This is a genomic window from Paenibacillus sp. S02 (assembly GCF_019454065.1).
GTDB classification, from domain to species: Bacteria; Bacillota; Bacilli; order Paenibacillales; family Paenibacillaceae; genus Paenibacillus; species Paenibacillus polymyxa_B.
On sequence record NZ_CP073682.1, the window covers coordinates 5,689,723 to 5,714,585 of the forward strand.

The following is a 24,863-nucleotide window of genomic DNA, read 5'->3' on the forward strand; positions in this document are numbered from 1 at the left end:
CTTGCTTATAATGTTATGATGCCCACTTTTTAGGCTTATCCAGACTTATTCTAAAAGTCCTTGGCCCAATAATGAAACAGCGGCGAGCTAAGACAAGAAAATAAAGTCTTAGACTGCCGCTGCTTGTATTGAACTAACGTTTCCCGTTAGCGAAATGACCTGACTTTCTATCGTCCTCAAAGAGATCCCTGTAATAAATCTTCTAACAGCTCATTAGTTCCTGTGTTTTCGATTGGCGTATATATCCCCATCACGAACTCACCACTTTCAGAGACTGTAAAAGTATTGTAACGAAATGTCAATAGTCCTGCTTGAGGATGATGTATCACTTTTTCCCCTTCCGAGTTTCTGGAAACATCATGTCGTCCCCACCACTCTCTAAACTCCTCGCTCCTGTCACTTAACATGTTAACTAAATCCTGATACCACGAATCATTCATGTGCAAGGCGTATCGGCTTCTGAAATGGGCCAACAGCATGGTGGCGACGTTTTCCCAATTAACTATGCGAGCTTTGTTATCCTTCATCATAAAGATGCGCCAAAGAATATTTCTTTCAATTTCTGCTATTTGGTTAAAGTCTCCACACAATATACTTGTCATTTTGTTCCAAGCAAAAAGGTTCCATCGTCTGTCGATGACATAGGCAGGGTATGTTCCCAGCTTGTCGAGAACCTGTTGAAGGGCTGGAGAAATGGATTCATCTTCTGTTACGTTTGGAAGTACAGAATGGTTAGCCAATACGAATAGATGGTTGCGTTCGTCATTACTGAGTCGAAGTGTTCGCACCAAACTCTCCAGTACTTGTTCCGACACTTGAATATCCCGCCCCTGCTCCAGTGCGGTGTACCATGGTAAGGAAATGCCTGATAGACTTGCCACTTCTTCTCGCCTCAGACCAGGCGTACGACGACGTGAGGTCTCAACCCGAAATCCCACATCATGCGGGGATAGACGTGTGCGACGGGTCCGAAGAAAATCAGCTAGTTCTTTTCGTCTTCTTTCAGAATTCATAACAATGATACACCTCTATATCCTGATAGAATTTATAACAGTATCCGTACAATTAGCATTCAGAACAGTACTACAAATACAGACCTATTTGGGCGTTTACAAAACTGATTATAATCGATTTGTCGCCTACAGTGTAGGAGAAATCGGCAGTCAAGGCTGAATAGGTTGTACTTCCGTTCCATAACAAATAATCGAAGAAGAGAGGATTTAGGGTGAAACCAGAACAGAACGATCGTAGCAGTACTTTGAGAGGCCAACGCATTATTCTCTTCGGAGGAACTTCTGGAGTTGGATTTGCGACAGCCGAAGCCGCTGCACGGGAAGGAGCGTCCGTAGTCGTAGTATCCAGTCGAAAAGAGAAGGTTCACAATGCGATCTTGCGCCTCCCCCAAGGTTCGGAAGGGCATGTGGTTGATCTATCTAGCGAGGAGCAAGTTCGAACATTTTTCAGCCAAATTGGTGAATTAGACCACTTGGTTTTCTCGGCAGGCGATTCATTACTAATCAAAAATCTCAGCTCAATTGACGTGGAGACTGCACAGCGATCCTTTAACCTGCGGTACTGGGGAGCGTTTATGGCCGCAAAATACGGAAGTGAGAACATCAGACAGAACGGTTCCATCATTTTAACTTCTGGCATTGCCGGAGTCCAACCTCAGAAGGGTTTGACGGTCGCAGCCAGCGTATGTAGTGCTGTTGAATCTCTAGCCAGGGCGCTGGCTGTCGAACTCAGTCCGCTTCGTGTCAACACCGTTAGTTTAGGGCTAATCCGTACTGAGATGTGGGACAATATTCCTGAGGAAGACCTAAACGCGATGTATGAAACTGCCGGAAAAGATCTCCCTGCTGGCCGAGCGGGAGAACCCGAAGACGCAGCTGAGGCTTATCTTTATTTAATGCGTGGAAAATATTCCACCGGACATACCATTGTCGTGGATGGCGGTTCTACACTGGTGTGATTTAATTGTACAAGAAGTGTAATATGCCTATACTTTACGCTCCAATGAATTTCACATCGAGTCACTACAGACTCAATCATGGAGTTGCCTCCAACAACAAGGGTACTCTTAATGTCAGCATGCTTTAACCCATTACCATTCAGCAATGAAAAGACTGTACGAGGTCACCATGATCATGTTCCTAGGTGGCCTCCCACCAAATAACTTCTTTATATAGGGAACTGCTTAAGTCCTCGATCAAAATCTTGAAAATCAGAATTCTACTGATTTAGATCAACCTCGTGATAGGACTAAACAAACATCTTGCAGAAATACCCAAGATACAAAATGAGTTTTTTTGAATTTATGCAAAATACATATGATCAAATCTATAATCTATTGCTTATAATGCTCGAACAGTTGTTTATTGGAGGTCGTAACTGCTGTAGCTCCCGCAGCCAACGCCGCTTCCACATCCTCTGGGGTGCGAATAAGTCCGCCCGCCAAAATAGGAATGCCCGTGCGTTCGCTGACCTCCTTAATCATCGGTGGAACAACACCGGGCAGTACCTCAATATAATCAGGTCGTGTTTTTTCCACCAGCGCGTAGCTTTTTTCCAGCGCAATCGTATCGAGCAGGAACACCCGCTGTACAGCAAGAATCCCCTTCTTTTTAGCGGTTGCAATCACCCCGGATCGGGTCGAAATAATCCCAAATGGCTTAATTTCCTGACACAAATATTCAGCCGCATACTCGTCATTCTTCAAGCCTTGCACCAGGTCGGCATGCAGAAGCATTTGCTTGTTGCGACTCCTAGCCATCTGGTACAGGTTGCGCAGCTGCGCTACATGCGTATCCAGAAAAACCGCATACTCATAAGAGCTGTCCAAAATACCCTCCAGCTGCTTCATATGCTTAGCTGCAGGTAAAATGCGTTGTCCCTGAAATGGCATGGATATCCCCCTTAAAGCTGAATGTCGGTCAAACTCGTTCAAATTTTATATTATCACTCTGTTCGACGAAGGTGAAGCGGTTTCATTGCAGATATGTATAAAGGCTGCCTTCCCTGCAATAGATGTCAGCAGGAAGAAGACAGCCTAATCGTTCAAAAAACTGGATCAAATCACACGACGGCACCCTTAAAATACTCTATAGTGCACTAGCCCTCAAACCCTTGGCGCAGCCATGAGGTAGCGAGCGTGATCGCACCGCGCTTGGCCGCGGTTTCCGACAATGGGTTCAGCATCACAAAGTCGTGTATGATGCCTTGAAAGCGTGCAGCGGTCACATCTACCCCCGCTTCACGCAGCTTGTTCGCATAGGCCTCACCTTCATCGCGCAGCACATCGGCCTCACCTGTAATGACCAGCGCACGCGGTAGCCCTTTGAGCTGTTCTGTAGTGGCACGTAACGGGGACGCCGTGATCTGCGCTCGTTCGTTGGGATCCGTCGTATATTGATCCCAAAACCATTGCATTCCTTCGCGGCTCAGGAAATATCCTGTGGCGAACTCCTGGTATGATTCCGTGTCAAAGGAAGCGTCCGTCACCGGATAAAATAACAACTGCTGCCGGATGGAAGGACCACTGCGTTCTTTGGCCAGCAGCGTTACGGCCGCGGTCATGTTACCGCCGACACTGTCTCCGGCTATCGTCAGCGTATCGGGCTTCAATCCATGCTCGCGCCCATGCTGTGCCACCCATTGAACGACCGCGTAAATTTCCTCAATTGCCGTCGGATATTTAGCTTCAGGTGACAAGCTGTATTCCGGGAATACAACTGCTGCCTGTGAGCCGACTGCCAATTCACGAATCAGACGATCATGCGTATGGGCATTACCGAATACCCAGCCTGCTCCATGAATATATACAATGACCGGGAGATCGCTTGTCACTTGTTGTGGGCGAACAATTCTGACCTTCACCTCGCCGCCAGGCCCACCTGGAATAGTTAGATCCTCTAAATCTGCGGCAGGTTTGTCTGCTGGACCGGATTGGACCTCATTGACCGTTTCACGTCCTTTTTCAGGACCCAAATCATATAGAAACGGAGGCTTGGCATTATCGTCTGCAAATTTTTGTGCTGCGGTTTCAAGCTGTACTTTTTTACTCATATCGGTTCACTCTTCCTTTCTTATCTGTGGTCTACATATATCCAATATGGCTTAAGTTGGCTCATTTAGTTTCACCTTATATATTTAAACGAGTTCCTCTCTTTCCAATCGGAGGACTTTAGTTTGCCCAACAGAAGAGCTTGACTTTTGTTTTATGTTGTAACTATAATAGTTACATATTAAAGTTCGTAAATGCACTGAGTACACTTACGATCAAACGAATGAATCATCCACATCATATTTATAGGAGGCTATCTATTATGAAAATTGCAGTTATTGGTGCAACCGGTAAAGCAGGACGTAATATCGTAAAAGAAGCATTAGACAGAGGGCATGAAGTAACCGCCATCGTCCGTGACTCGGCTAAAGTAACAGAAAGTCGTGCTACTGGAGTACAAAAAGACGTTTTTGATCTGAAAACAGATGATCTGAAAGGTTTTGACGTAGTCGTTAATGCATTTGCCGCTCCACTCGGACAAGAGCATCTGCATGTCGATGCAGGTAACGTACTAATTGAAGCCCTGCGTAATGTATCCGACACTCGCCTGATTGTCGTAGGTGGTGCAGGCAGCTTGTTCACTGACGAATCCCAAACACTTTTGGTAAAAGATGCTCCTGGCTTCCCTGATTTCGTATATCCAACAGCAAATAACCAAGGAAAAAACCTGGAAATTTTGCGTGGTACCAGCGACCTGAACTGGACTTTCATTAGTCCTTCTGCGGAATTTGCTCTGGGTAAACGTACAGGCTCTTACCAAGTGGGAAAAGACACTCTGTTGGTTAATTCCAAAGGTGCAAGCTATGTCAGCTATGAGGATTATGCGGTTGCCGTAGTGGACGAAATCGAAAAACCGCAACATCTGAACCAACGTTTCACTGTCGTATCCGAATCCTAATTCCTGCACCTTAGCAGAGACCCTTCGCTCACTTTCCCATGCTGCATGGAAATATGAATCCGAAGGGTCTTTTGGTATGGCTTGTTAGTGCCAGTCTCTTACTTCTCTATCTGGTTTAAAGACTTCCTATCGCTAAAACATAGCTTAAGAATCGGAGGCGAAGCCAAGGTCGTCAGAATGATGGCAATGATCACCGATGTAAAGTATTGCTGTGCCAGCAGACCCGTTTGCAATCCGGTAGCTGCGATAATAAGTGCGACCTCGCCTCGAGATATCATCCCGGAGCCGATCGCAAGGGCAGAACGGTTATCGAAGCCCGTCAGCCGCGCCCCGAGACCTCCCCCGATTAGCTTTGTCACCAGCGCAATCAGTGTCAAAACAACAACAAATCCGAGCTGCTGTCCTACTCCCTCAAAGGAAACATTTAATCCGATGCTAACAAAAAATACAGGAACAAAGATGGAATAAGCGATGGGCTCCACCTTTTCTTCTACGACGTGCTTAAAGCTGGTTTGTGCGATGGCAATCCCGGCCGCAAAGGCTCCGATAATCCCTGCCATCCCCAACATATCCGCAAAATACGCAAACCCAAAGCAAATAATCAACGCAGTCGTGATGACTGCTTCTGTCACCTTGAGTGGAGCAAGTATTTTCATAATCCATGGAACAACGAACCAGCCCCCCAGAATAGCTACGACGAAGAAAACTAGCTTTTTGCCAACAAGAAGCCCCAGCGAAGTTTCTCCACTCATACCGAATATACTCATTACTACCGCTAGCAGCACCACGACAAGCACATCATCCAGCACTGCCGCACCCAAAATGGTCGAGCCTTCCCGGGTATTCAGCTTATTCATATCCTTGAGTACCTGTACTGTAATGCTTACCGAGGTAGCACTCAGAATAATTCCTAGAAACCAGCCTTCATGCACCGAGAATCCAAAGGCTTCCCCTACACCAAAACCACAAATTAGCGGTAAAATAATACCTCCAACCGCCACAGCTACCGCAGGCTTCCAGTTACGTCGAAGTTGATCCAGGTCCGTCTCTAGTCCAGCAATGAACATCAGCAGCAGCACGCCGATTTCAGACATATCATGAATCAGCGAATCATTCTGAACCCATCCTAATACGGCTGGGCCCAGCACAATTCCTGCGATCAGCTTTCCCAGCACTGCTGGTTGACCGAGTCTGACAGACACATGACCTGCGACTTTTGTGAACAACAGAATCAGCAGAAGATACAATATAAATTGCATAGGCTGATAACCTCCTTTGGTTTAATCCTTGAACTTATTTGCGCATAATTCACGATATTGAAGAAAACTGATAATCGAGGATTTTGCAAAAATCCCATAAGCGACTTCCAATGAACAAGATATAGATCGAAATGGTTTAGTTCGTCTATATCTTGCACTTCGGAGCGACTGGAATCGAATTTTGCAAAATCCTGAGTTATAAAGTGTAAAACAAACGTGCAAAATATGTGTCTGACCTTAACGGACAACTCGCAAAATAAAAAGGAGAACCCGAGATACAGCACAGGTTCCCCTAAAAAGACATAAAGGAGCCTTGGTGACAGGCTCCTCCGGTAATTCATATATTCATTTGATGTTGTCGGTCATACTTGCGCAAACAAGCAACTTTATCTTTTAATTATATCTCTTCTGTAAACCCGTGTAAACGTGTTGAATTAACTTTCTGCTTTTTTCACATAGCGGTCGCGGTATTCGTGGTCCAGCATACTCATCAGAATCGAATCATGGTATTCATAACTGTAGAATAAAGCATCCCGTTGTACACCTTCACGCTGAAAGCCTACTTTTTCATAGCAACGAATGGCACGTTCATTAAAATCAAATACATTCAGCTCAATCCGATGCAGATTACAGATACCGAATCCGTAACCCAGCATGAGTACAAGCGCTTCGGTGCCGTAGCCTTTCCCCTGATTTCCCTGCTCATTGATCGCAATACGGATGTTGGCACTGCGGTTCATGCTGTCCATATCCTGCAGGGCTATATCCCCAATGACACGATCATCTTCGCGAAGCGCAATCAACAGCAGCAGGCTTGAGGCATCCTGTCCTTTAGCTTCAATATAACGGGCAATTTGATCCTTGGTAAAGCTGCGTTGTGTGCCTGTCAGCCGCCGCACATCCTGATCGAACAATGTATTATAGTATAGCTCGGTGTCCTCTACGTTAACGGGACGTAAGTATACCCGTGATCCTTCAAGTAACCGTGCCACAGGCTCTGAGGCTGAAGTTTGTTGAGTCATCATGATCTCTCCCATGCTAAAAATATAAATGACGAAAATCGAAGCAAATTATTGCGCAAGATCGACTACGCAAGGTCTGCATTTTGCTCCGTAGTCAGGCTAGAATCAGCGAGGGACTCGCGCCAAATCACGGATTGAAGCAGCAGTCCCGTCAAACCCAGGATTCCAACAGTCATCCCGATCCAGACAAAAGCCGTGCCCGCCCCTGCTATTCGGATCAATACTCCTCCGGCAAGCGGTGAAACGACCATGATTGCTCCAATCACGGTACTTTGGATACCAAAGACGCGTCCTACCATATCAGCAGGGGTTTTGGCTTGTAATATATAGTTCTGGGTGATAATGTACAGGCCGTTGCCCACGCCCAGCACGGCCCCGATCATAAGCAGTACGGGCAATCCTGTTCCGGGTTGCGCCCAGCCTAAAGCAGCAATAGCTCCGCCAACCAGCACATATCCACCACCGAGCCCCCAGCCTGCGCTTATGCGATTCAAGCGATTAAGCACAAGCATGCAGCCGACGGCGCCAGCCCCAATGGCTGAAACCAGCCAGCCAAGCAGCGATTCATTACCCGGAGCGAGCACTCGCAGCAATGTAGGGAACTGGTAATCGATCATGAGAATGGCGATTAAGCCGAAAAGTCCGAATATGAGCGTATGCAAAAGCATTCGACTGCGCCATAAGAACGCCCAGCCCTCACGCCATTGGTTGAAAAAGCGAGATGCGCGGACATGCTCCTCCCGCATTTTGGCTTCATCAGCCTCAGACGCTGTATGCGCAGCCGACTTTCCTTGCTGCTCGGCTGCAACAGCTTGTTGGTCTGCGCTAACCAACGCCGGACCGATTCCGCGCAGCGGCCACAGCAACAGGCCGGAACAGAGACGCAGCAATGCATTGAGAATAATGCATGCCTGGGGGGACAACACAGTCAAGGTCATAGCGCCCAGTAATGGCCCTGCCACTTTGGAGGCCTGATTGACCAACCCATTCAGCGAGGTCGCCCGAAATAGGTCGTCGCTGGTGACTACTGTGCGGGTCAAGCCTTGCTGTGAAGGCATTTGGAATACGCCAGCCGCCGCGCGCAGACCGAGCAAAGGCAGCAGCCACACCGGACCCGGGACGGCGAGAACGGCCAGCGTCAATAAGGCAATAGCTGCATCGCAGACGATCATCAGCCGGGCCTTGTGTACCCGGTCGGCTAACGTGCCCGCGATGGAACCTAGCAGCAGACCCGGTAGCGCCATCACTACCGGAATCAGAGCAATCATCATAGGGTCGGCTTCCCAGCGATAGGCAACGAGCACCTGAATGGCGATAGCATCAAACCAATCGCCAAAGGAAGCAGCCGTGTGCGCCGCAAACATCCGCCGAAAACGGCCATTGCGCCAAATGCTAGGCGTGGATTGCAGTTCTTTCTTTTCCTTCATTATCTACTCACCCTGCTCTCATTTTCAGCTTCTTTAGCAATAAGAACATTCTAGCGGGTCTATATCAGAGGAAAATCAGACAGCTAAAAACATCAGACGACAGAAAGTGTTTGCTCCAACCAGCGCCTTAGCGCTGGACGATGCAGTGTTAAACTGTTATCCCGGTCAAGCCGATCATATTGAGCCGCATATTTCTCTTCCAGCGTGGGATAGGAGCCGCAAAGCTTCAAAAAACTGCGGATTTGGCAGACCGCCTTGATTTTTAGCAATTCCTGTTTAGCCATATCAAGGGTGTCCAGCCCTTCATCCATGAGCCGCTCGGCGTTGCCCACATCTCCAGTACGTAAAAGCATAAGTCCGCGCATCATGCGATAACGGCCCAATTCACGCAAATACGGAGCCTCCGACAGCATGCCTTCCAGACGATCAGACAGTTCCGCAGCCTTTTCCATATGATTGGAAGCCAGATGCATGTACATCTCCATCAGTGCAACAGGCATCACAAATTTATCAAGATCATCCCGCTCCATGACCATCAAGGTCAGTGGTAGACCTTCCTGTGCGCGTTCAGGTTTTCCATTTTCCACATAAGCCTCCAGGATGTTGAGAATGCGTAATTCCCGTTCCTGATCACTGGACAGCAGCCTGCTGGAAAGCGCACACTCACATAGAGCAAGCCCCTCATCCGTCACCCCTGCTGTGCACATATATAGCAGTAGCATCCAATACAATCGGTCTGCGCGTGTAAAGTCCTCCCGCTCCAAGAACCAGGACACATCCGCCTGTACAAAACGGGTATACATTTGATAAAAGACAGACAATTCAAAACCCATCTGCTCCTGCTGGGCAGCCAGCGCTACAATGGAGTTCCCCTGCCCCAACAGCTGGTATTTCCGGAATAGTCCATGTACGGCGTCCTGCACCTCCTGATCGTGCAAGGACGGATGATTCTGTGACTGCACGTCAGTCAAGGTCAAGCTGTAGCCATACCCTCTGACCGTATGAATACGGAGCACATCCCATGATTTAAGTTTTTTACGCAATCTGTAGATATGATCATCCACCGTACGCTCCACCGGATACTCCAGCGGCCACACACGATCCAGTAGTTGTTCCCGGGTGAACACCTGATTCCGGTTATCGTACAGAAAGCGCAGCAGCGCAAACTCTTTAGCCAACAACATAACACGACCTGCACTACAGATCACACTGTAACCGTCTGCATCAAATTGCAGTCTGATCATCCACCTCGCCTCCGACATATCGTTTCTTGGCTGCACCTAGCCCTATAAACATAAGCAGAACACTCAGGCACAAGAGCAGCAGCAGCGGAATTGTCCAGCCTTGTGTCGCATCATGCAAATAACCGAACAGTGTCGGCCCGGTCGCTGCTAGCAAATAACCAAAGGATTGCGCCATACCAGACAGCTCTGCTGCCTGCTGCGGTGTCCGCGTCCGCAAATTAAAGAACATCATCACTAACGGGAAAGCAAAACCACCCGCTATACCGATACAAATGACCCAAATCACACTCCACTGTGTAGCTCCAAGCAGAAATCCACCCAGACCGATAAAATACAGCGCCGCCATAATCAGAACCAATACCCGCTGATCCTTCACCCGTGCCGCCCAAATAGGCACAATAAAGGTAAATGGCATTTGCGAAAACTGCAGCACAGACAGCATCCATCCCGCAGTCTCTGAATCCATTCCCTGTCCGCTCATCATTTCTGGAAACCAGGCGGCAGGAACATAGAACAGAGCAGATTGCAGCCCCATAAACAGCGTCACCTTCCAAGCCAAAGACGATGTATATACATTCACGGTTCGGGCAGACACTGCCGCTTTATTGGCTGTTTTGCGTGCCTTAAGGAGCTGGGGCACCCAGAGTAAAATACCTACGACACCCACAATCCCCCATACTCCCAAAGCACCTCGCCAGCCCATACCTCCATTTATAGCCAGCGGTATACTCAGGCCAGATGCGGTTGCTGCGACCACATTCATGGATACTGAGTATACGCCGGTCATTAGTCCGCTGTTGCGAGGAAACTCCTCTTTGATCAGACTGGGCAGCAACACATTACACACGGCAATAGCCAGTCCCAGCATGGCGGTCCCGATAAATAATGCGGTCACCCCCAGCGTTGAGCGCACCACAATACCTGCGGTCAACAGCAGCAAGGCTGCAAAAATAATAAGAGACGACCCAAAGCGGCGCGACAGTTTGGCTACAAAGGGCGACAACAGGGCAAAAGCCAGCAGCGGCAATGTCGTTAATAGACCACTCAGTGTATTCGAAATATGCAAAGAATCCTTAATCAAACCGATAAGAGGTCCTACCGAGGTAATCGAGGCGCGCAGATTGGCACCTACCAGAATGATCCCTACGGCAAGCACCCAAGGACCGGCATGCCACAAAGATTTGTATACCAAAGCTCGTTGGTGTTGCTGTGAACTCATCTCTCCATTCTCCAATCCATCTGTGTTATGCTCAAAGGCTCCAACCAAGTGTACGGCTGGAGCCTAGCAATTTTTATCTCATTAAATTATAAAGGCATTCGTGCCATATGCATAGGACGGATCGACACAGCGCCCCAAGTCTTCAAGTTCACCATATAGCTTCATTGAAAAAATAAAAGCTGCCTGAAAGGATAGTTTCCTTTTGAGGCAGCTTTCAGTTCATAAACCTCGATGCGACCAGCGCTGCTTAACGTACCAACCAGCCGCCGTCCACCGCCAAGATATGACCGTTCATGTAGTCGGAACCCTGACTGGCGAGGAAAACCACAACTCCCATCAAATCAGACGGATCGCCCCAACGACCCGCAGGAATACGCGACAAGATTTCTTGATTGCGACTTTCATCCGCACGGATTGGAGCCGTGTTTGCCGTAGCAATATAACCCGGCGCAATCGCATTAATCTGAACGTTATGAACCGCCAGCTCGTTCGCAAATGCCTTGGTCAAACCAGCTACCGCATGCTTGCTCGCTGTATATGGCGGAACGAATTTGCCACCCTGAAAAGCAAGCATAGAAGCGACATTGATAATCTTCCCGCTTTTTTGCTCTACCATCACCTTTGCCACTTCCTGGCTCAGATGATATACGGCATTCAGATTGATCTCCATGACAGCGTCCCAATCCTCATCTTTATACTCCAGCAGAGGGGCGCGACGAATCGTACCTGCATTGTTTACGAGGATATCAATCTTGCCGAATTCCTTGACGCATTCTTCTACAATCTTCTTAATAGATGCTTTATTCGTCAGATCCGCCTCATGAAAGACAACCTTCACACCTGTAGGTTCGACCAGACGTCTTGTTTCTTCATAATCATCATTGTTAGCTACAATGAACAGGTCTGCGCCCGCTTTGGCCAAAGCTACGGAATACCCTTGACCCAAACCACTGTTGCCTCCTGTTACAATTGCCGTTTTACCTTTCAGACTGAAAAAATCCAATGAAAAATTGTCCAGACCCATGCCTACGCCTCCATCACAAATTAGTATAAAAACCTATAATTCCTGAAGCCTACAGCGCTGCGCGTACTTCCTTATACTTAGCTACATAACGTGCTGCATTTTCTGTGATCAAGTCGTAGCGACCCTCTTTGGCTGGAGCCGTCAAATTACCCCCAATTCCCACGGCTACACATCCGTTACGCAGCCAGGTTTCCATATTGTCCAGATCAACGCCACCAGTTGGCATAATCTGTACATGAGGCATTGGACCTCTGACGGCCTTAACAAAGTCCGCCCCCATCGCACTTCCTGGGAACAACTTCACGACATCGCTACCCAATTTCATGGCTTCCTTGATCTCATTTAGCGTCATACAGCCGGGCATATAAGGAATCGCATACAAATTGCACAGCTTCGCTGTTTCTTCTTCAAAAGAAGGACTCACGACAAACTCTGCTCCGGCCAGAATAGCAATTCTCGCCGTCAGTGACTCCAATACCGTTCCTGCACCAATCACTGCCCGATCTTTAAATTCGTCTCTCAATCTTCGAATGACCTGATCCGCATCCGGCGTCGTAAATGTAAGCTCAATATTATCCAAGCCACCTTCAATGCAGGCTTTAGACATTAGATATGCTTCCTCCGCCGTGTTTCCCCGAATGACTGCGACGACACCTACTGAAGTGATATGTTCCAAAACTTTCTTTTTCGTCATGTTCCTGATCCTTTCCACGAATGGGATGACCATGTACCCTAAGCCGCTTGCAGGTCTACGCTCCAATACACTGATCGGATTAGCGCAACTCGCTCATGGCAACCTGATCCATGTCTTTGTATGTTTTATTTTCACCGGCCATGCCCCAAATGAAGGTATAGCTGCCCGTAGCCGCACCGCAGTGGATAGACCAAGGTGGAGAAATAACGGCTTCATCATTCTTCATCACCAGATGGCGCGTTTCGTTCGGTTCACCCATCAGGTGGAACATTCTCGCATTCTCATCCAGTTCAAAGTAGAAATACACTTCCATACGACGGTCATGAACATGCGTCGGCATGGAGTTCCACACACTGCCGTTCTCCAACGTCGTCATCCCCATAACCAATTGGCAACTTTGAATGCCTTCATCATGGATAAAGCGACGCAACGTACGGTTGTTGGCTGTTTCCTGCGAACCCAGACTTTCAGACGGTACATCGGCAAAAGACTGCTTCGTCGTCGGATACGTGGTATGAGCCAAAGCTGAAACGATATAAAATTTCGCAGGCTTTTCACTGGAATCGCTTTCAAAGATCAACTCCTTGCCACCTTTACCTACGTAGAGACAGTCTTTTGTGGCCAGCTCGTAAGTTTCACCATCCACCTTGACCGTACCGCTGCCCCCGACATTAAAAATGCCCAGTTCGCGGCGCTCCAGGAAAGTTTCCGCTTTGATTTGATCGTTACCTTCCAGTGCAACAGATTTATTCACGGGATAAATGCCCCCGATAATGACACGATCTTCATGCGTATAGACCAGCTTTACCTCCTCAGGTACAAACAGTTCCTGGATCAGATAGTGCTGACGCAACTCTTCAGTCGTAAAATGCTTGGCATGTTCGGGATGAGTTGAATAACGCATTTCCATAAAAACATTCCTCCTGTTTAGATAAACTTTTTTATCAACGGAATTGTTATAAAAGCGGTTTCTAACTCTACTTCTTAGCTAGAATTGTAATAATTATCTAAGAGGGTGTCAACCCAAAACTTCACCATTCCTAGAAAAAACCTTAATATACACGAAGTTTTACACGCTTTTTACCTTTTGATAAACAAAATCGCATTTTTTTATCTATATTACCCAAAAAGTTTTTAGCAAATATATCAACTTCATCATTGTGAAAAACCGATTTATGTGATAATTTCAATTTATTCAGTTGGTGCATGCGCTTACAGATTAAGTTTACTAAACATAAGGAGGAATACAAATGACCTCAACATTGGATGCTGTTACCTTCGGAGAACCGATGGCCATGTTTTATGCCAATGAAGCAGGCTCTCTGGATGAGGTGCGTTCATTCACCAAAGCGTTGGCCGGGGCAGAGACGAATGTTTCAGCCGGTTTGGCGCGTTTGGGTCTACGGGCGGGACTCGTGACCAAACTCGGCGAGGATACGTTCGGCAAGTTCATTGCCAGTGCGCTACGTCAGGAAGGGATCGACACCCAGAACGTCATGTTTACCAAAGACCACTCTACCGGCATGCTGATTAAATCCAAAGTTACAAGTGGGGACCCAGAGGTGGAATACTTCCGCAAACATTCCGCCGCTTCCACATTAAGCATCGCTGATTTTAACGAGGCTTACTTTTCCGGAGCTCGCCATCTGCATTTTACAGGTATTTCTGTCGCCCTCTCCCCTGAGTGCCGTGATTTCGCACGACATGCGCGGCAATTTATGAAAAAGGCTGGCAAAACCGTATCCTTTGATCCGAACCTCAGACCCAAGTTATGGCCTGACACGCAAACGATGGTAGAGGCGATTAACGAAGCATCTGAGGGGTGCGACTGGCTTCTACCCGGCATTCATGAAGGTAAAATATTGACAGGCTACACCTCACCGGAGGATATCGCTTCCTTCTATCTTGACCGAGGTACCTCGCTGGTCATCATCAAGCTGGGAACCGAAGGTGCATATTACAAATCCGCAGATGCTGAGGGATACGTCAAACGCTTCCGCGTAGAGCATGTTGTTGATACCGTAGGCGCGGGTGACGGATTTGCAGCAGGTGTTATCAGCGCACTGCTGGAAGGCTTGCCCCTGGCAGAGGCAGTCAAACGCGGTAATGCCCTTGGCGCACTGGCTGTCATGTCAGCTGGAGATATGGACGGCTATCCGACACGAGCCGGGCTGGAATCCTTTTTGCTCAGCGCCAGCACGAATTAATCCGGATTCATTCCCCGCATAGCCTTCACCGCTATTAGCGCAAGCTCAACAAGGCCGAAAGAAGTCGGCCTTAACTTTTAATAGCCCGTATTCGCATTTGTGTGACCTGAGTAGCATACGCAAGCTCAGGTCGTACAAAGGAATACGGGCTATTTTAAATATATGACATGATGCTCGTCTACAACGTTTTAACTGATTCTCCTCGATTAATATCCGGCACAAATCGGTAGATAATCGGAACCGATTCGCCGCCCTCCTCAATGCTGGACAGCAGCGTCTTTGCCGCTTGCTTCCCCATATCCGCAATCGGTTGCGTAATAGTCGTAATCGGCGGATTGTAAATATGGGCAAACTCCGCATCGTCAATCCCGATAATAGACAACTCCACCGGAATGCGTATACGGCGGGCATTTACATATTTCAGCGCCTCTGCTAGCACAATATCATTCCCGGCCAACAGCGCAGTCGGCGGCTCTGGGAGCTGGAACAACTCCTTCAGTGTCTGCTGGATTTCTTCTCTCGGCACACTGCGCATATACTCTTCTCGAAATGGCAAGCCATGCTCTTCCAGCGCCTTTTTGTATCCGCTGAGCCGCTCCACCCGTGGAGTAATCCGATTCAAGCCAAGGGGCAAAGTAATCAGCGCAATTCGCTCATGTTTGTGAGCCACAAGTTCCTGAATCGCCAGCTTAATCGCCATTTCGTTATCCAGCAGCAGGCTGCGCGTATTCACCCCGTCTACCAAACGGTCCAAAAACACTAACGGATACTTTTCACGAATGAGCTGGTTGTAGATATCTGCATGCTTGCCTGTCGGGAAGATGATCAGGCCGTCTACCTGCCGAGCCTTGAGCATCTCAATATACTGGCCCTCCTTGTCCGGATTTTCATCGGCGTTGCAAATGATCACCTGAATGCCAAAACGCTGCAATTCCTCCTCAATCGCACGGATAGACTGGATCGAAAGGGTATAGTCAATGTTGGCTACAATGACCCCGACCATAAACGTCCGGTTTTGCTTCAAGCTGCGGGCCAGCCCGTTAGGCTGATAGTTCAGCTCTTGAATAACCTCGGCAATCCGGTCTCTGGTCTGGTCGCTCATATATTTATATCGTTTGTTCAGAAATTGCGAGACAGTGCTTTTAGACACTCCTGCCTTCTGGGCAACATCTTCAATCGTCGGCTTCTTCATCGGTACACTCCTTGTCTTTCATGTACTGCGTTAGTGCAACAAAAGTATATCTTTTTTTTAGTAAATTTACCATACTTCTATTTATGAATGCCATTATGATATAAGTAGAACTTCAAAGTTGCCTATCGTGCCACCGTGTAGAAGTATGGTTCTCCAGCAGCAAAAAGAGGCAGCTCAAGATGTTCTCTTGAACTGCCTCCACGTAACCATAAATACTGCTCGGATCAGTGTGCCGGAACGGGCGTTACAGACTGATCTGGTGTATCGTGCTCGACCAACGCATGCTTTTCCCATAACCGGCTTTTCCAGCGGGCATACATGATGACAGCACGAGTCCATTCATCAGCAGCAATCGCCAGCCACACGCCGGCGAGCCCCATGTCCAGCTTGAACACAAGCAGATAACCAAGCGGCAAGCTCATGCAGACCATGGAGATCAGGCCCATAAAGACCGGGAACTTCGCATCTCCAGCAGCACGCAACGAGTTAATAATGACGATATTCGTTGTCCGGCCAGTTTCTAGCAGAATGCTAAGTAAAATGACCTGTGCTCCCAAACGAATAATTTCAGGGTTTTCCGTGAACAAACCAAGCAAGGGAACACGGAAAAAGATGACCACCGCATCAATAATCACGGTCACGAGCAACGCCCATTTCACACTGGTCAGTACACGTTTATAGGCAGTATCCTTCTGTCTGGCTCCCACGAGCCTTCCTACCACAATAGCCGTACCCATACCGACTGCCATACTGAACAAGTAAATATAGCTTGAAATATTATTCGCATATTGACGTGTCGCCATTGCTTCTGCGCCAAGATAAGTCACGTACAGTGTGAAGATGAGCTGACACGACTGATACATAATGGACTCCAGCGCGGATGGTACACCAATGCGCAATATTTTAGAGATGAACTTTTTGGACAATTGGACGTAATATTTCCACTCGACACGAACCTCAGTGACCCGGTACATCAGCCAGAAGAAGATCAAGAGACAAATAAAGCGGCTACCTACTGTAGAAATAGCAGCTCCCTCTACTCCAAGTGCAGGCATTCCCCAATGCCCAAAAATCAAAACATAGTTGCCGACCACGTGGATCACGTTCATAAAAACCGATACATACATCGTTTCTTTGGTAAAACCATGTGTACGAATGGTCGCCGCCAGCGCATTAATCAATGCTTGAAGAAAAATGGCACCCCCGACGATGCTCATATACGACTCCGCGTAAGCCAGAATCTCACCCTGGACATTCAGCCATTGCAACATGTGCGTACCAAATACAAGAAAAATTACGCTAAGTAAAAGACCTACCATCAAATTCAACGTAATGGCCGTACCTGTAACCTGGGCCGCTTCGACTAGTTTCTTAGAACCGATATATTGAGCTACGACGATAGCAGCGCCGTTGCCGATAACCTCCAGTACAAGGATGGCAATTGAAATAATTTGATTGGACGCGCCCACACCCGACACTGCATTATCAGATACAGAACTGATCATGAACGTGTCGACGCTCCCCATTAGCATAAACAGAAACAATTCAAGGAAAATAGGCCATGTTAAACGGAACAAATTCAGTTCCTTAGCTTCGGACAATACCGAACCTTTTTTTAGTGCTCTGGTTGTCATTCATTCACCTTTCTTCATAGATTTATTTAACGATCAAAAGGTATGTTAGCACAGTCATTCTGAAAATACATCCCGTTTACGTAAAATGATTTGCAAAATGCGTAAGAATTCATTTATCACCCTCTTTATAATTGATTATCGAACTTTATTGAAACAGAATATTGAAAGAATATACCAGGAATCTGGTCTTTTCGACGTAATTATGAGCTAAAGAGTATAATAGAATACGAGCCTGTGAGCATTGCCGCTGACAGGTTGTGAAGATTGTTGTATGCTTCCTAAGCATAATTTGTGAATTAAAGATGGAATATATAGGACATTCTTAGGGTTAAAAGGTAATAAAGGAGGCTTTTACAGATGACTCAATCATTTCAAGCTCTTGTCGTCGATCAGACGCAGGATGGTGAAGTTCAAGCAGAGGTACGTTCTCTGGAAGCTAGCAGTTTACCTGCTGGAGAAGTATTGATTCGTGTCGCTTATTCCAGCATCAATTATAAAGATGGGCTTGCTGCCCGCAAGGATGGCAATATTGTCAAAGCCTATCCGTTCGTACCAGGCATAGATTGCTCGGGAACCGTCGTCTCTTCGGAGGACAGCCGCTTTAGCGAAGGACAAGCGGTGCTCGTTACCGGATACGGGCTGGGTGTGTCTCAATTCGGGGGATTCAGCCAATATGCACGCGTGCCTGCGGACTGGGTGGTTCCACTTCCAGACGGACTCACGCCGAGAGAGGCGATGATTTTCGGGACAGCTGGATTCACCGCAGCCCTGTCGTTATATCGACTGGAGCAAAACGGCGTTACTCCGGAGCAGGGCAAGGTACTCGTCACCGGAGCGACGGGCGGCGTAGGTGGGGCAGCCATAGCCCTGCTGAACAAGAGAGGCTACCATGTCGTAGCCAGCAGTGGCAAGGCTGATGCTCACGATTACCTCAAGGCGCTCGGAGCAGCCGAGATCATTTCCCGCGAGGAGGTCTACGACGGTGCGGAGAGCATCCGCCCGCTGGGCAAGCAGCTTTATCAAGCGGCTGTTGATCCTGTAGGCGGAAAGCCGCTCGCTTCGCTGCTCAGCCAAATCGCCTACAACGGCTCTGTAGCCGTGAGCGGCCTGACGGCAGGCACCAAGCTGCCTACGACGGTGCTGCCGTTTATTTTGCGCGGCGTAAGTCTGCTGGGCATAGACTCTGTCTTCTGCCCATACGACACTCGCGTAGCGATCTGGAAGCGACTCGGTAGCGAATGGAAGCCGGAGCAGCTGGAGCAGCTCGTTGAGCGCGAAGTCGGATTGGCTGACCTGCCAAGCGCGCTCGAAGATATCCTTGCAGCCCGCTCGCAAGGAAGAACGATTGTACGGCTGGTTGACTAAGCGGAGTAGGTCCGCAAGCTAACCATTGACGGTTTTCGCGTGAAGAAGTGTCATCCCATAGAGTCTAGGTTAGGAACATGTGAGAAGCCTGTAAATCTGCAGTTTTGAGATTTACAGGCTTCTTTTTTTCATGTGGTACATTTGAAGCAGAGGATTTACTTTTCGCAACCAAATGAACCTTTTGAGGACCTCAGTTGTTATATAGATAAACTGCACGAGAAAGGAGAGCACATCATTGGAGAGTAATCGAGAGTTGTTTGATTTGTATCAACGAGATGTATACCGAACCTGCTACTACATGGTACATAATGCATCGGATGCAGAGGATTTAACACAGGAAGTGTTTATCATCCTGTTTCGCAGCAATCGTGAACAGATCGAACAACTAAAAGCCTGGATTATGAAAATTACGGTCAATCATTGTCTGAATTACCTTAAACGCCAGAAAAGCCTGCATTTGAAGGTATCGGCTAATCCCTATCTATTTAGCGGGGCGGAAGGTAAGCCTGTAGACAGGCTGGTGGAAGAACGCGAATCAGCAGAGGAATGGGCCGTTTATATGAATCGTCTTCCAGCCAAAATCCGCGCTGTGCTGACACTCCGCTATATGCATGATTTCACGCTGGCCGAAATATCAAAACTGCTGGAAATTCCGCTGGGAACCGTCAAATCGAGGACTCACAAAGGACTAAAGTTATTGGAGCAAATACTGCGGGATGCAGGGGGACAAATTCCCGAGATGGAAGGAGAGAACTATGAACAACATAGAAAAGGCATTGAAGCGCAAGTTAAATGATGATTCGGAAATGGCCTATCCTGACTTCGATGAGATGTGGAACCGGATGGAACAGACAGGGCATACTGCCCCTACGCTAACCGACGCTTCCGATTCATTCACTCCGCACCGACACAGAAATTGGCGCAAAATAGCTATCGCCGCCTCTCTGAGTGCACTTCTCGTTGCCGTTCCCGTCTATGCCGCCATCCATTACAATTGGGGCGATCTGCTGCACGGAAGAAGCGGCATTCAGACGGCACTAAATCAAGACCTTGGACAGCCGCTGGAGCAATCCGTAACCAGAGACGGAGTGAAGCTGACGCTGCATACCGCTATTGTCGATGAGAACCGGACCGTGATTCTGTACAGCTTGGAGGTCGGAAAACGCGCAGAGAACGAGTTTTGGAATGTCAAAGGCGTATCGCTTAAAAGTGCTGCAGGGAAAAGCAGTGCAGGCGAGTATAGCTTTCAACAATGGGACGAGAAAAACCAACGTTATAACGGCTACTTTGAAAGCGATTGGACACCGCAGCAAGAAACAGAGAACGTGCGGCTGACCGTAGATCATATTGAGCTCACCAGCGTTCAGGAACTGGAATTGCCGCTCGATATCAAATCGCCTCAGATGCAGACGTTCAAGCTGGATCGTAACGGCTTACAAGATTTGAAGGTACAGGTATTCGAACAAGGGAAGGATAAGCTAATGCTGTCCTCGGCAATTACCTTCGATTCGTCCAAGCCGAAGGAATGGGACAATCCACAAATCATTGCCTACAAAGGTGGAGAACCTGTGCGGCCTCAACCTGGAGGGACTTTTGGTACACCCGGTGAGAACGGGGAATACACAGCCCAGCAGTATTTTACTAAAGCAGATATACCGGAAGGACAGACTACTTTCAAACTGCAATATGCGCAAACTGAGAAAAGTATAAATGAACCCATAAACCTTGATCTGCAGCTAAGCAAGAAGAAAATGGAAAGCGGAACGATTAAAAGCGTGCTGAACACCCCATTGGAGAACGGCAAGCCGAATTTTACGCTAGAACAAATGATTGTCACACCTACACAAATCCGTGTCACGATCAGAAGCGAAAAGAAATTCGCCATGTTACCTTATCAAAAGTACTTTCTTTCTGTGAACGGCACAACGCTAGAGGGTAGCCGTTGGTCTTCACCTGATCAGGAACACGATCTGAACACGATCCGTTTTGAACGACCGTCCAATCTTGTGATTACCAAGGACACTCCTGTTACTTTTACAAGCAAATACAAGGTTACGACCCATTCGGATGACAAAACGCCACAGCGTTTAACTGATATTTCTGAGCAAAAGCAGACGCTAACGACGCAAATCGGTGGCTATCCTGTGAAGTGGACCTACTACAAACAGGGATCGGACTTATTCGTAGAAACCGAAAGCGAGGACGCTCACTTTGGAGGGATTAACCAGACGCATATTGGCCTGGGTAAAGAACGGATTATCGGCAAGCCGATCACAGCCAATTTCGCCGGAGACGGCAATAACAAGGCAGTGGATGTCTACAAGAACTTCAAAGGGAAGGAAGCTTCTATCTATATGTTCTACTATACAACGGACGACCCGGAAGCAGAGACAACCGTACCCTTGCAGCCTCTGACAAGCAACAGCGAAGCATCTAAATAGCAATGCTATAAAAAGAGGGTCCTCTATACCTGTGTGAACCGTGGTATAGGGAACCCTTTTTTTATTTTCCTAGGAATGCACAGTCTGCCCGAAACGATTGGCTCCCGCCTTACTTCACAGAACCTTGCGTAACGCCATTGATAATCCATTTTTGTGCAATCAGATAGACAATAATCATCGGCAGCAAGGCCATCAGGTACGAAGCAAAGGCCAGATTAAAGTCGGTATTGAACTGCCCCTGAAATACATACTGGACGAGCGGTAACGTATATTGCTCCGCATCGCTGATAATAATGAGCGGCAGCAGGAAGTCGTTATATGTGGACAAACAAGTGAGAATTCCCACCGTAGCACTGATCGGCGCCATCAGCGGGAATATAATGCGCCAAAAAGTACCCCATGTCGTCGCACCATCTACCGTGGCTGCCTCTTCCAATGCCACCGGAATGGAGCGAATATAACCGACATACACGAAGACATTAAACGCCAAACCGTACACCGTATGCAGCATAATGAGACCCAACAGATTAGTCATATGAAGGCCTGAGGCCAGTTTTACAATCGGCAGCATGATGATCGGGAACGGTATAAACATGGCGCTCACAAAGTAAAAATATAATCCCTTAAAAAAGCGTCGCTGCATATTACGGGCAATTGCATAAGCGACCATCGAATTGGTTAGCAAAGTGAGTATGACCGTCGATGTCGTGACCATCACACTGTTCTGAAAAGCGCTGAAGAAATGGGTCATTTCCACTGCACGACTAAAATTCTCCCAATGCAGCTCGGTCGGAAAGGCAAAGGCGGAATGTGCCATCTGCTCGGGATTTTTAAGTGCTATCGTCACCGTCATATAGAGGGGAAACAGAATAAATATTGTTCCCAACGCTACCAGAAGCAGCACAGGCCAGTTGGTACGTCTGCTTGCTTTCATCAGTTATCCATCTCCCTTCTCTGGAGGAATCGCAGCTGTAAGATGGAAATGATCGCGATCACAATAAAGTAAATAACAGAGTTAGCCGACTGATAAGCAAATTCTCCACCTCTAAAGCCCCCGGTGTATATCAGGTGGGAAATCGACTGGGTGGCCCGTCCCGGCCCGCCATTCGTCAAAGCCACGATCTGATCGAACACCATCAGGGAATTTTTCATCGCCAATACCATATTGATCGTAAAAAATGGAGCAATTAACGGAAAGGTAATGCTCCAGAATTCGCGCCATTTACCCGCACCGTCCAGGTTGGACGCCTCATACAGACTTGTCGGAATGGTTTGCAGCCCGGCCAGATAGAGAATCGTATTAAAGGCAATCCCCTGCCATACAGCTACGATGACAACCCCCACCCAAGCCAGTTGTTCGCTGCCCAAAATGTTCGTCGACAATGAGGTAATCCCTAAATTTTGCCCCCAAATCGTAAACACGTTCGAGAACAAGTAATTGAATATGTAACCCACGATTAGCACGCTCAAAATATTAGGCAGAAAATAAATACCGCGGAAAAAGTTACGAAACCGTATTTTAGCATTCAGCCCTAGCGCAATCAGCAAACTAAGGATATTAGTCGCAATGGTAACCACAATCGCAAATTTGAAAGTAAACCAGTATGCGTTCCCCACATTGTCATCCTGAAACAAATTAATATAGTTCTTAAACCCGACAAAGTGATACTGATGACCAAAACCGTTCCAGTTCGTAAGCGAATAATAAAATCCCTGCAAGGCAGGCAAGGTCAAAAATACAAAAAACAATAGCACCGCCGGCACCGTCATCCAGTAAAAAGTCGTTAGTCGCTTATTCATGTCTCTTCCTCCTCTCCTATCGGCGGTTAGCTACCTTATTCCACTCACTGTCTAACTTGGCCAGATAAGCGTCGATGTCTCTGTTTTGCAGGAAGGCCTGCACAATAGAATTCAATTGGACCGCTTTGGGAATATAGTGATCGGCAAAATCAATGACGCGGCCCGATTTAAAATAAGGCAACAGCTCCGCCACACTCGGATCATCCTGCGTAACTCCCTTCACCGCTGAAAACAGCGTTTGCTCTGTAATGTATTGCTTGCTGTTCTCCGGCTTCAACAAGAAGGCAATGAACTCCTCGGCCTCCTTTTTATGCGGGGTGCTCTCCGAAACGGCCAATAGTGTATCTATACCGGACACCAGTTTGACCGCCTTTTCGTCATTCCCTGTCGGTAATGGGAAAAAACCAAGCTCCACTTTCGGGTTAGCTTTGCGAATTTCAGATATGGCCCACGAGCCCTGAATGTACATCAATCCCTGCCCGTTAGCGAAGGCACGATTACCGTCGGCATAGTTTTTGCCAAAATTATCACCATGTCCGTATTTCAATAGCTCCAGCTGCTTTTCAGCAACCTCGCGGTACTTGTCCTGAAAGGTGACCTGATTTTCACGCCGTTGCAGGAAAAAATTAATGCCCACCAGATTCGGGCTCAGCGCATTAAAGGGGAGATTCGTTTGCCAATCATCTTTATATGTAAAATAGAACGGGATTTTCCCAGCAGCTTTGATCTTTTGCGCCGTTGCAATCAGCTCATCCCACGTTTTGGGCACCTGTAATCCCATTTCCTTAAAAAGCGTTTTGTTATACATCACACCATTCGCATTCGCAGCATAAGGAATTCCATACACGGGATCGACCCCGGTCACATCCTTAAGCATTTTGAGGTAAATCGGGTCAATCGTACGTGGCAATTCTGTATTCGCCAGATCCGTAAAAATACCGCTTTGTGCCAAAATGGAGTAGGTATCAGTGGCCCCAAGCCCCACGATGTCAGGTACATCGTTTTTGACAACCCGGGTCAATAACACGGTCTCTGCCTCCGGTGGGTTGACCTGTGTCACTTCAATACCGGGATGTTCCTGATTGAATTGAGAGATCAGCTTATCGAAAGAACCCTTGGCCTCCGGCTTGTTCTGGAAAAATTCAATCTTCACCTTGCCCGAAGCATCGCCCTTGTTGCATGCGCTTACAAAAAAAGCCAACAAAAGGATCGCCGCCAGTGTAGACAGCTTTTTGACCCAACTCCACATGCTCATACCTCCTTTTCCCCTATGTCAATCTATGCGGGACTAGACAATTAATACCCGTCCCTTATGGAAAAGAAACGATAAAAGATCCAACTAACCCTCAAACGGTCGGTTGGATCTTTCTTTTA

22 protein-coding genes are annotated in these 24,863 nt (G+C 47.7%); 6 read left to right on the forward strand and 16 right to left on the reverse strand.

Annotated elements, in window-relative coordinates; genetic code table 11:
- Positions 1-176: 176 nt before the first annotated feature.
- A complete protein-coding gene (locus tag KAI36_RS25335) occupies positions 177-1,013 on the reverse strand; it encodes a helix-turn-helix transcriptional regulator (RefSeq protein WP_220026326.1) in 837 nt (278 codons plus the stop codon).
- 212 nt (positions 1,014-1,225) lie between these two features.
- Here KAI36_RS25335 and KAI36_RS25340 point away from each other — a divergent pair, with 212 nt between their 5' ends.
- Entirely contained in the window at positions 1,226-1,972 is a 747-nt protein-coding gene (locus KAI36_RS25340; RefSeq protein ID WP_220026327.1) for an SDR family oxidoreductase, read from the forward strand.
- Between the two features lie 375 nt (positions 1,973-2,347).
- On the opposite strand, the gene KAI36_RS25345 is transcribed toward KAI36_RS25340, so the two are convergent.
- Together KAI36_RS25345 and KAI36_RS25350 are read right to left on the reverse strand one after the other, a co-directional pair.
- On the reverse strand, positions 2,348-2,905 hold the full coding sequence (locus KAI36_RS25345) for a glycerol-3-phosphate responsive antiterminator (protein ID WP_025721809.1): 558 nt from the start codon (positions 2,903-2,905) through the stop codon (positions 2,348-2,350).
- A gap of 206 nt (positions 2,906-3,111) precedes the next feature.
- Positions 3,112-4,065: an alpha/beta hydrolase gene (locus tag KAI36_RS25350; RefSeq protein WP_220026328.1), complete on the reverse strand. Its 954-nt coding sequence runs from the start codon at positions 4,063-4,065 to the stop codon at positions 3,112-3,114.
- A 260-nt stretch (positions 4,066-4,325) separates the two neighbouring features.
- On the opposite strand from KAI36_RS25350, the gene KAI36_RS25355 reads away from it, so the two are divergent.
- Entirely contained in the window at positions 4,326-4,961 is a 636-nt protein-coding gene (locus KAI36_RS25355) for an NAD(P)-dependent oxidoreductase (RefSeq protein WP_220026329.1), read from the forward strand.
- Positions 4,962-5,059: 98 nt separating this feature from the next.
- Here the strand turns inward: KAI36_RS25355 and KAI36_RS25360 are convergent, their stop codons facing one another.
- The 8 genes from KAI36_RS25360 to kduI form a co-directional block, all read right to left on the reverse strand.
- Positions 5,060-6,220: a cation:proton antiporter gene (locus KAI36_RS25360; RefSeq protein ID WP_220026330.1), complete on the reverse strand. Its 1,161-nt coding sequence runs from the start codon at positions 6,218-6,220 to the stop codon at positions 5,060-5,062.
- 434 nt (positions 6,221-6,654) lie between these two features.
- Positions 6,655-7,245, reverse strand: a complete 591-nt coding sequence (locus KAI36_RS25365; RefSeq protein WP_481856503.1) for a GNAT family N-acetyltransferase — start codon at positions 7,243-7,245, stop codon at positions 6,655-6,657.
- A 62-nt stretch (positions 7,246-7,307) separates the two neighbouring features.
- Positions 7,308-8,669 carry an MFS transporter gene (locus KAI36_RS25370; RefSeq protein ID WP_220026331.1) on the reverse strand — a complete coding sequence of 454 codons (1,362 nt, stop codon included), beginning with the start codon at positions 8,667-8,669 and terminating at the stop codon, positions 7,308-7,310.
- 92 nt (positions 8,670-8,761) lie between these two features.
- Complete coding sequence (locus KAI36_RS25375; RefSeq protein ID WP_220026332.1) at positions 8,762-9,913, reverse strand: winged helix-turn-helix domain-containing protein; 1,152 nt, start codon at positions 9,911-9,913, stop codon at positions 8,762-8,764.
- On the reverse strand, positions 9,894-11,132 hold the full coding sequence (locus KAI36_RS25380; protein ID WP_220026333.1) for a CynX/NimT family MFS transporter: 1,239 nt from the start codon (positions 11,130-11,132) through the stop codon (positions 9,894-9,896). Before KAI36_RS25380 ends, KAI36_RS25375 begins: the two co-directional genes overlap by 20 nt.
- 247 nt (positions 11,133-11,379) lie before the next feature.
- On the reverse strand, positions 11,380-12,156 hold the full coding sequence (kduD, locus tag KAI36_RS25385; RefSeq protein WP_220026334.1) for a 2-dehydro-3-deoxy-D-gluconate 5-dehydrogenase KduD: 777 nt from the start codon (positions 12,154-12,156) through the stop codon (positions 11,380-11,382).
- A 49-nt stretch (positions 12,157-12,205) separates the two neighbouring features.
- On the reverse strand, positions 12,206-12,850 hold the full coding sequence (locus tag KAI36_RS25390) for a bifunctional 2-keto-4-hydroxyglutarate aldolase/2-keto-3-deoxy-6-phosphogluconate aldolase (RefSeq protein WP_025683172.1): 645 nt from the start codon (positions 12,848-12,850) through the stop codon (positions 12,206-12,208).
- Positions 12,851-12,929: 79 nt separating this feature from the next.
- Positions 12,930-13,760 (reverse strand): 5-dehydro-4-deoxy-D-glucuronate isomerase, encoded by an 831-nt coding sequence (gene kduI, locus KAI36_RS25395; RefSeq protein WP_023990866.1) that lies wholly within the window; start codon positions 13,758-13,760, stop codon positions 12,930-12,932.
- Between the two features lie 340 nt (positions 13,761-14,100).
- On the opposite strand from kduI, the gene KAI36_RS25400 reads away from it, so the two are divergent.
- Complete coding sequence (locus KAI36_RS25400) at positions 14,101-15,057, forward strand: sugar kinase (RefSeq protein ID WP_025721975.1); 957 nt, start codon at positions 14,101-14,103, stop codon at positions 15,055-15,057.
- Positions 15,058-15,235: 178 nt separating this feature from the next.
- Here KAI36_RS25400 and KAI36_RS25405 read toward each other — a convergent pair whose 3' ends face one another.
- On the reverse strand, positions 15,236-16,249 hold the full coding sequence (locus KAI36_RS25405) for a LacI family DNA-binding transcriptional regulator (protein WP_023990869.1): 1,014 nt from the start codon (positions 16,247-16,249) through the stop codon (positions 15,236-15,238).
- A 224-nt stretch (positions 16,250-16,473) separates the two neighbouring features.
- The gene (locus KAI36_RS25410) at positions 16,474-17,883 is read right to left on the reverse strand and encodes an MATE family efflux transporter (protein WP_104497654.1); all 1,410 of its coding nucleotides are present in this window, start codon (positions 17,881-17,883) and stop codon (positions 16,474-16,476) included.
- Between the two features lie 357 nt (positions 17,884-18,240).
- Between KAI36_RS25410 and KAI36_RS25415 the strand changes: the two genes are divergently transcribed.
- The 3 genes from KAI36_RS25415 (at position 18,241) to KAI36_RS25425 (ending at position 21,689) form a co-directional block, all read left to right on the forward strand.
- Positions 18,241-19,248 carry an acrylyl-CoA reductase family protein gene (locus tag KAI36_RS25415; RefSeq protein WP_220026335.1) on the forward strand — a complete coding sequence of 336 codons (1,008 nt, stop codon included), beginning with the start codon at positions 18,241-18,243 and terminating at the stop codon, positions 19,246-19,248.
- A 235-nt stretch (positions 19,249-19,483) separates the two neighbouring features.
- Complete coding sequence (locus KAI36_RS25420; RefSeq protein ID WP_220026336.1) at positions 19,484-20,044, forward strand: RNA polymerase sigma factor; 561 nt, start codon at positions 19,484-19,486, stop codon at positions 20,042-20,044.
- Positions 20,004-21,689: a DUF4179 domain-containing protein gene (locus KAI36_RS25425; protein WP_220026337.1), complete on the forward strand. Its 1,686-nt coding sequence runs from the start codon at positions 20,004-20,006 to the stop codon at positions 21,687-21,689. Before KAI36_RS25420 ends, KAI36_RS25425 begins: the two co-directional genes overlap by 41 nt.
- Before the next feature lie 109 nt (positions 21,690-21,798).
- Here KAI36_RS25425 and KAI36_RS25430 read toward each other — a convergent pair whose 3' ends face one another.
- From KAI36_RS25430 to KAI36_RS25440, 3 genes are read right to left on the reverse strand one after another with little or no spacing between them, the layout of a single operon-like run.
- Positions 21,799-22,623, reverse strand: a complete 825-nt coding sequence (locus tag KAI36_RS25430; protein WP_220026338.1) for a carbohydrate ABC transporter permease — start codon at positions 22,621-22,623, stop codon at positions 21,799-21,801.
- Complete coding sequence (locus tag KAI36_RS25435; RefSeq protein WP_053326352.1) at positions 22,623-23,489, reverse strand: carbohydrate ABC transporter permease; 867 nt, start codon at positions 23,487-23,489, stop codon at positions 22,623-22,625. Before KAI36_RS25435 ends, KAI36_RS25430 begins: the two co-directional genes overlap by 1 nt.
- A gap of 16 nt (positions 23,490-23,505) precedes the next feature.
- Positions 23,506-24,738: an ABC transporter substrate-binding protein gene (locus KAI36_RS25440; protein ID WP_220026339.1), complete on the reverse strand. Its 1,233-nt coding sequence runs from the start codon at positions 24,736-24,738 to the stop codon at positions 23,506-23,508.
- Between the last annotated feature and the right edge of the window lie 125 nt (positions 24,739-24,863).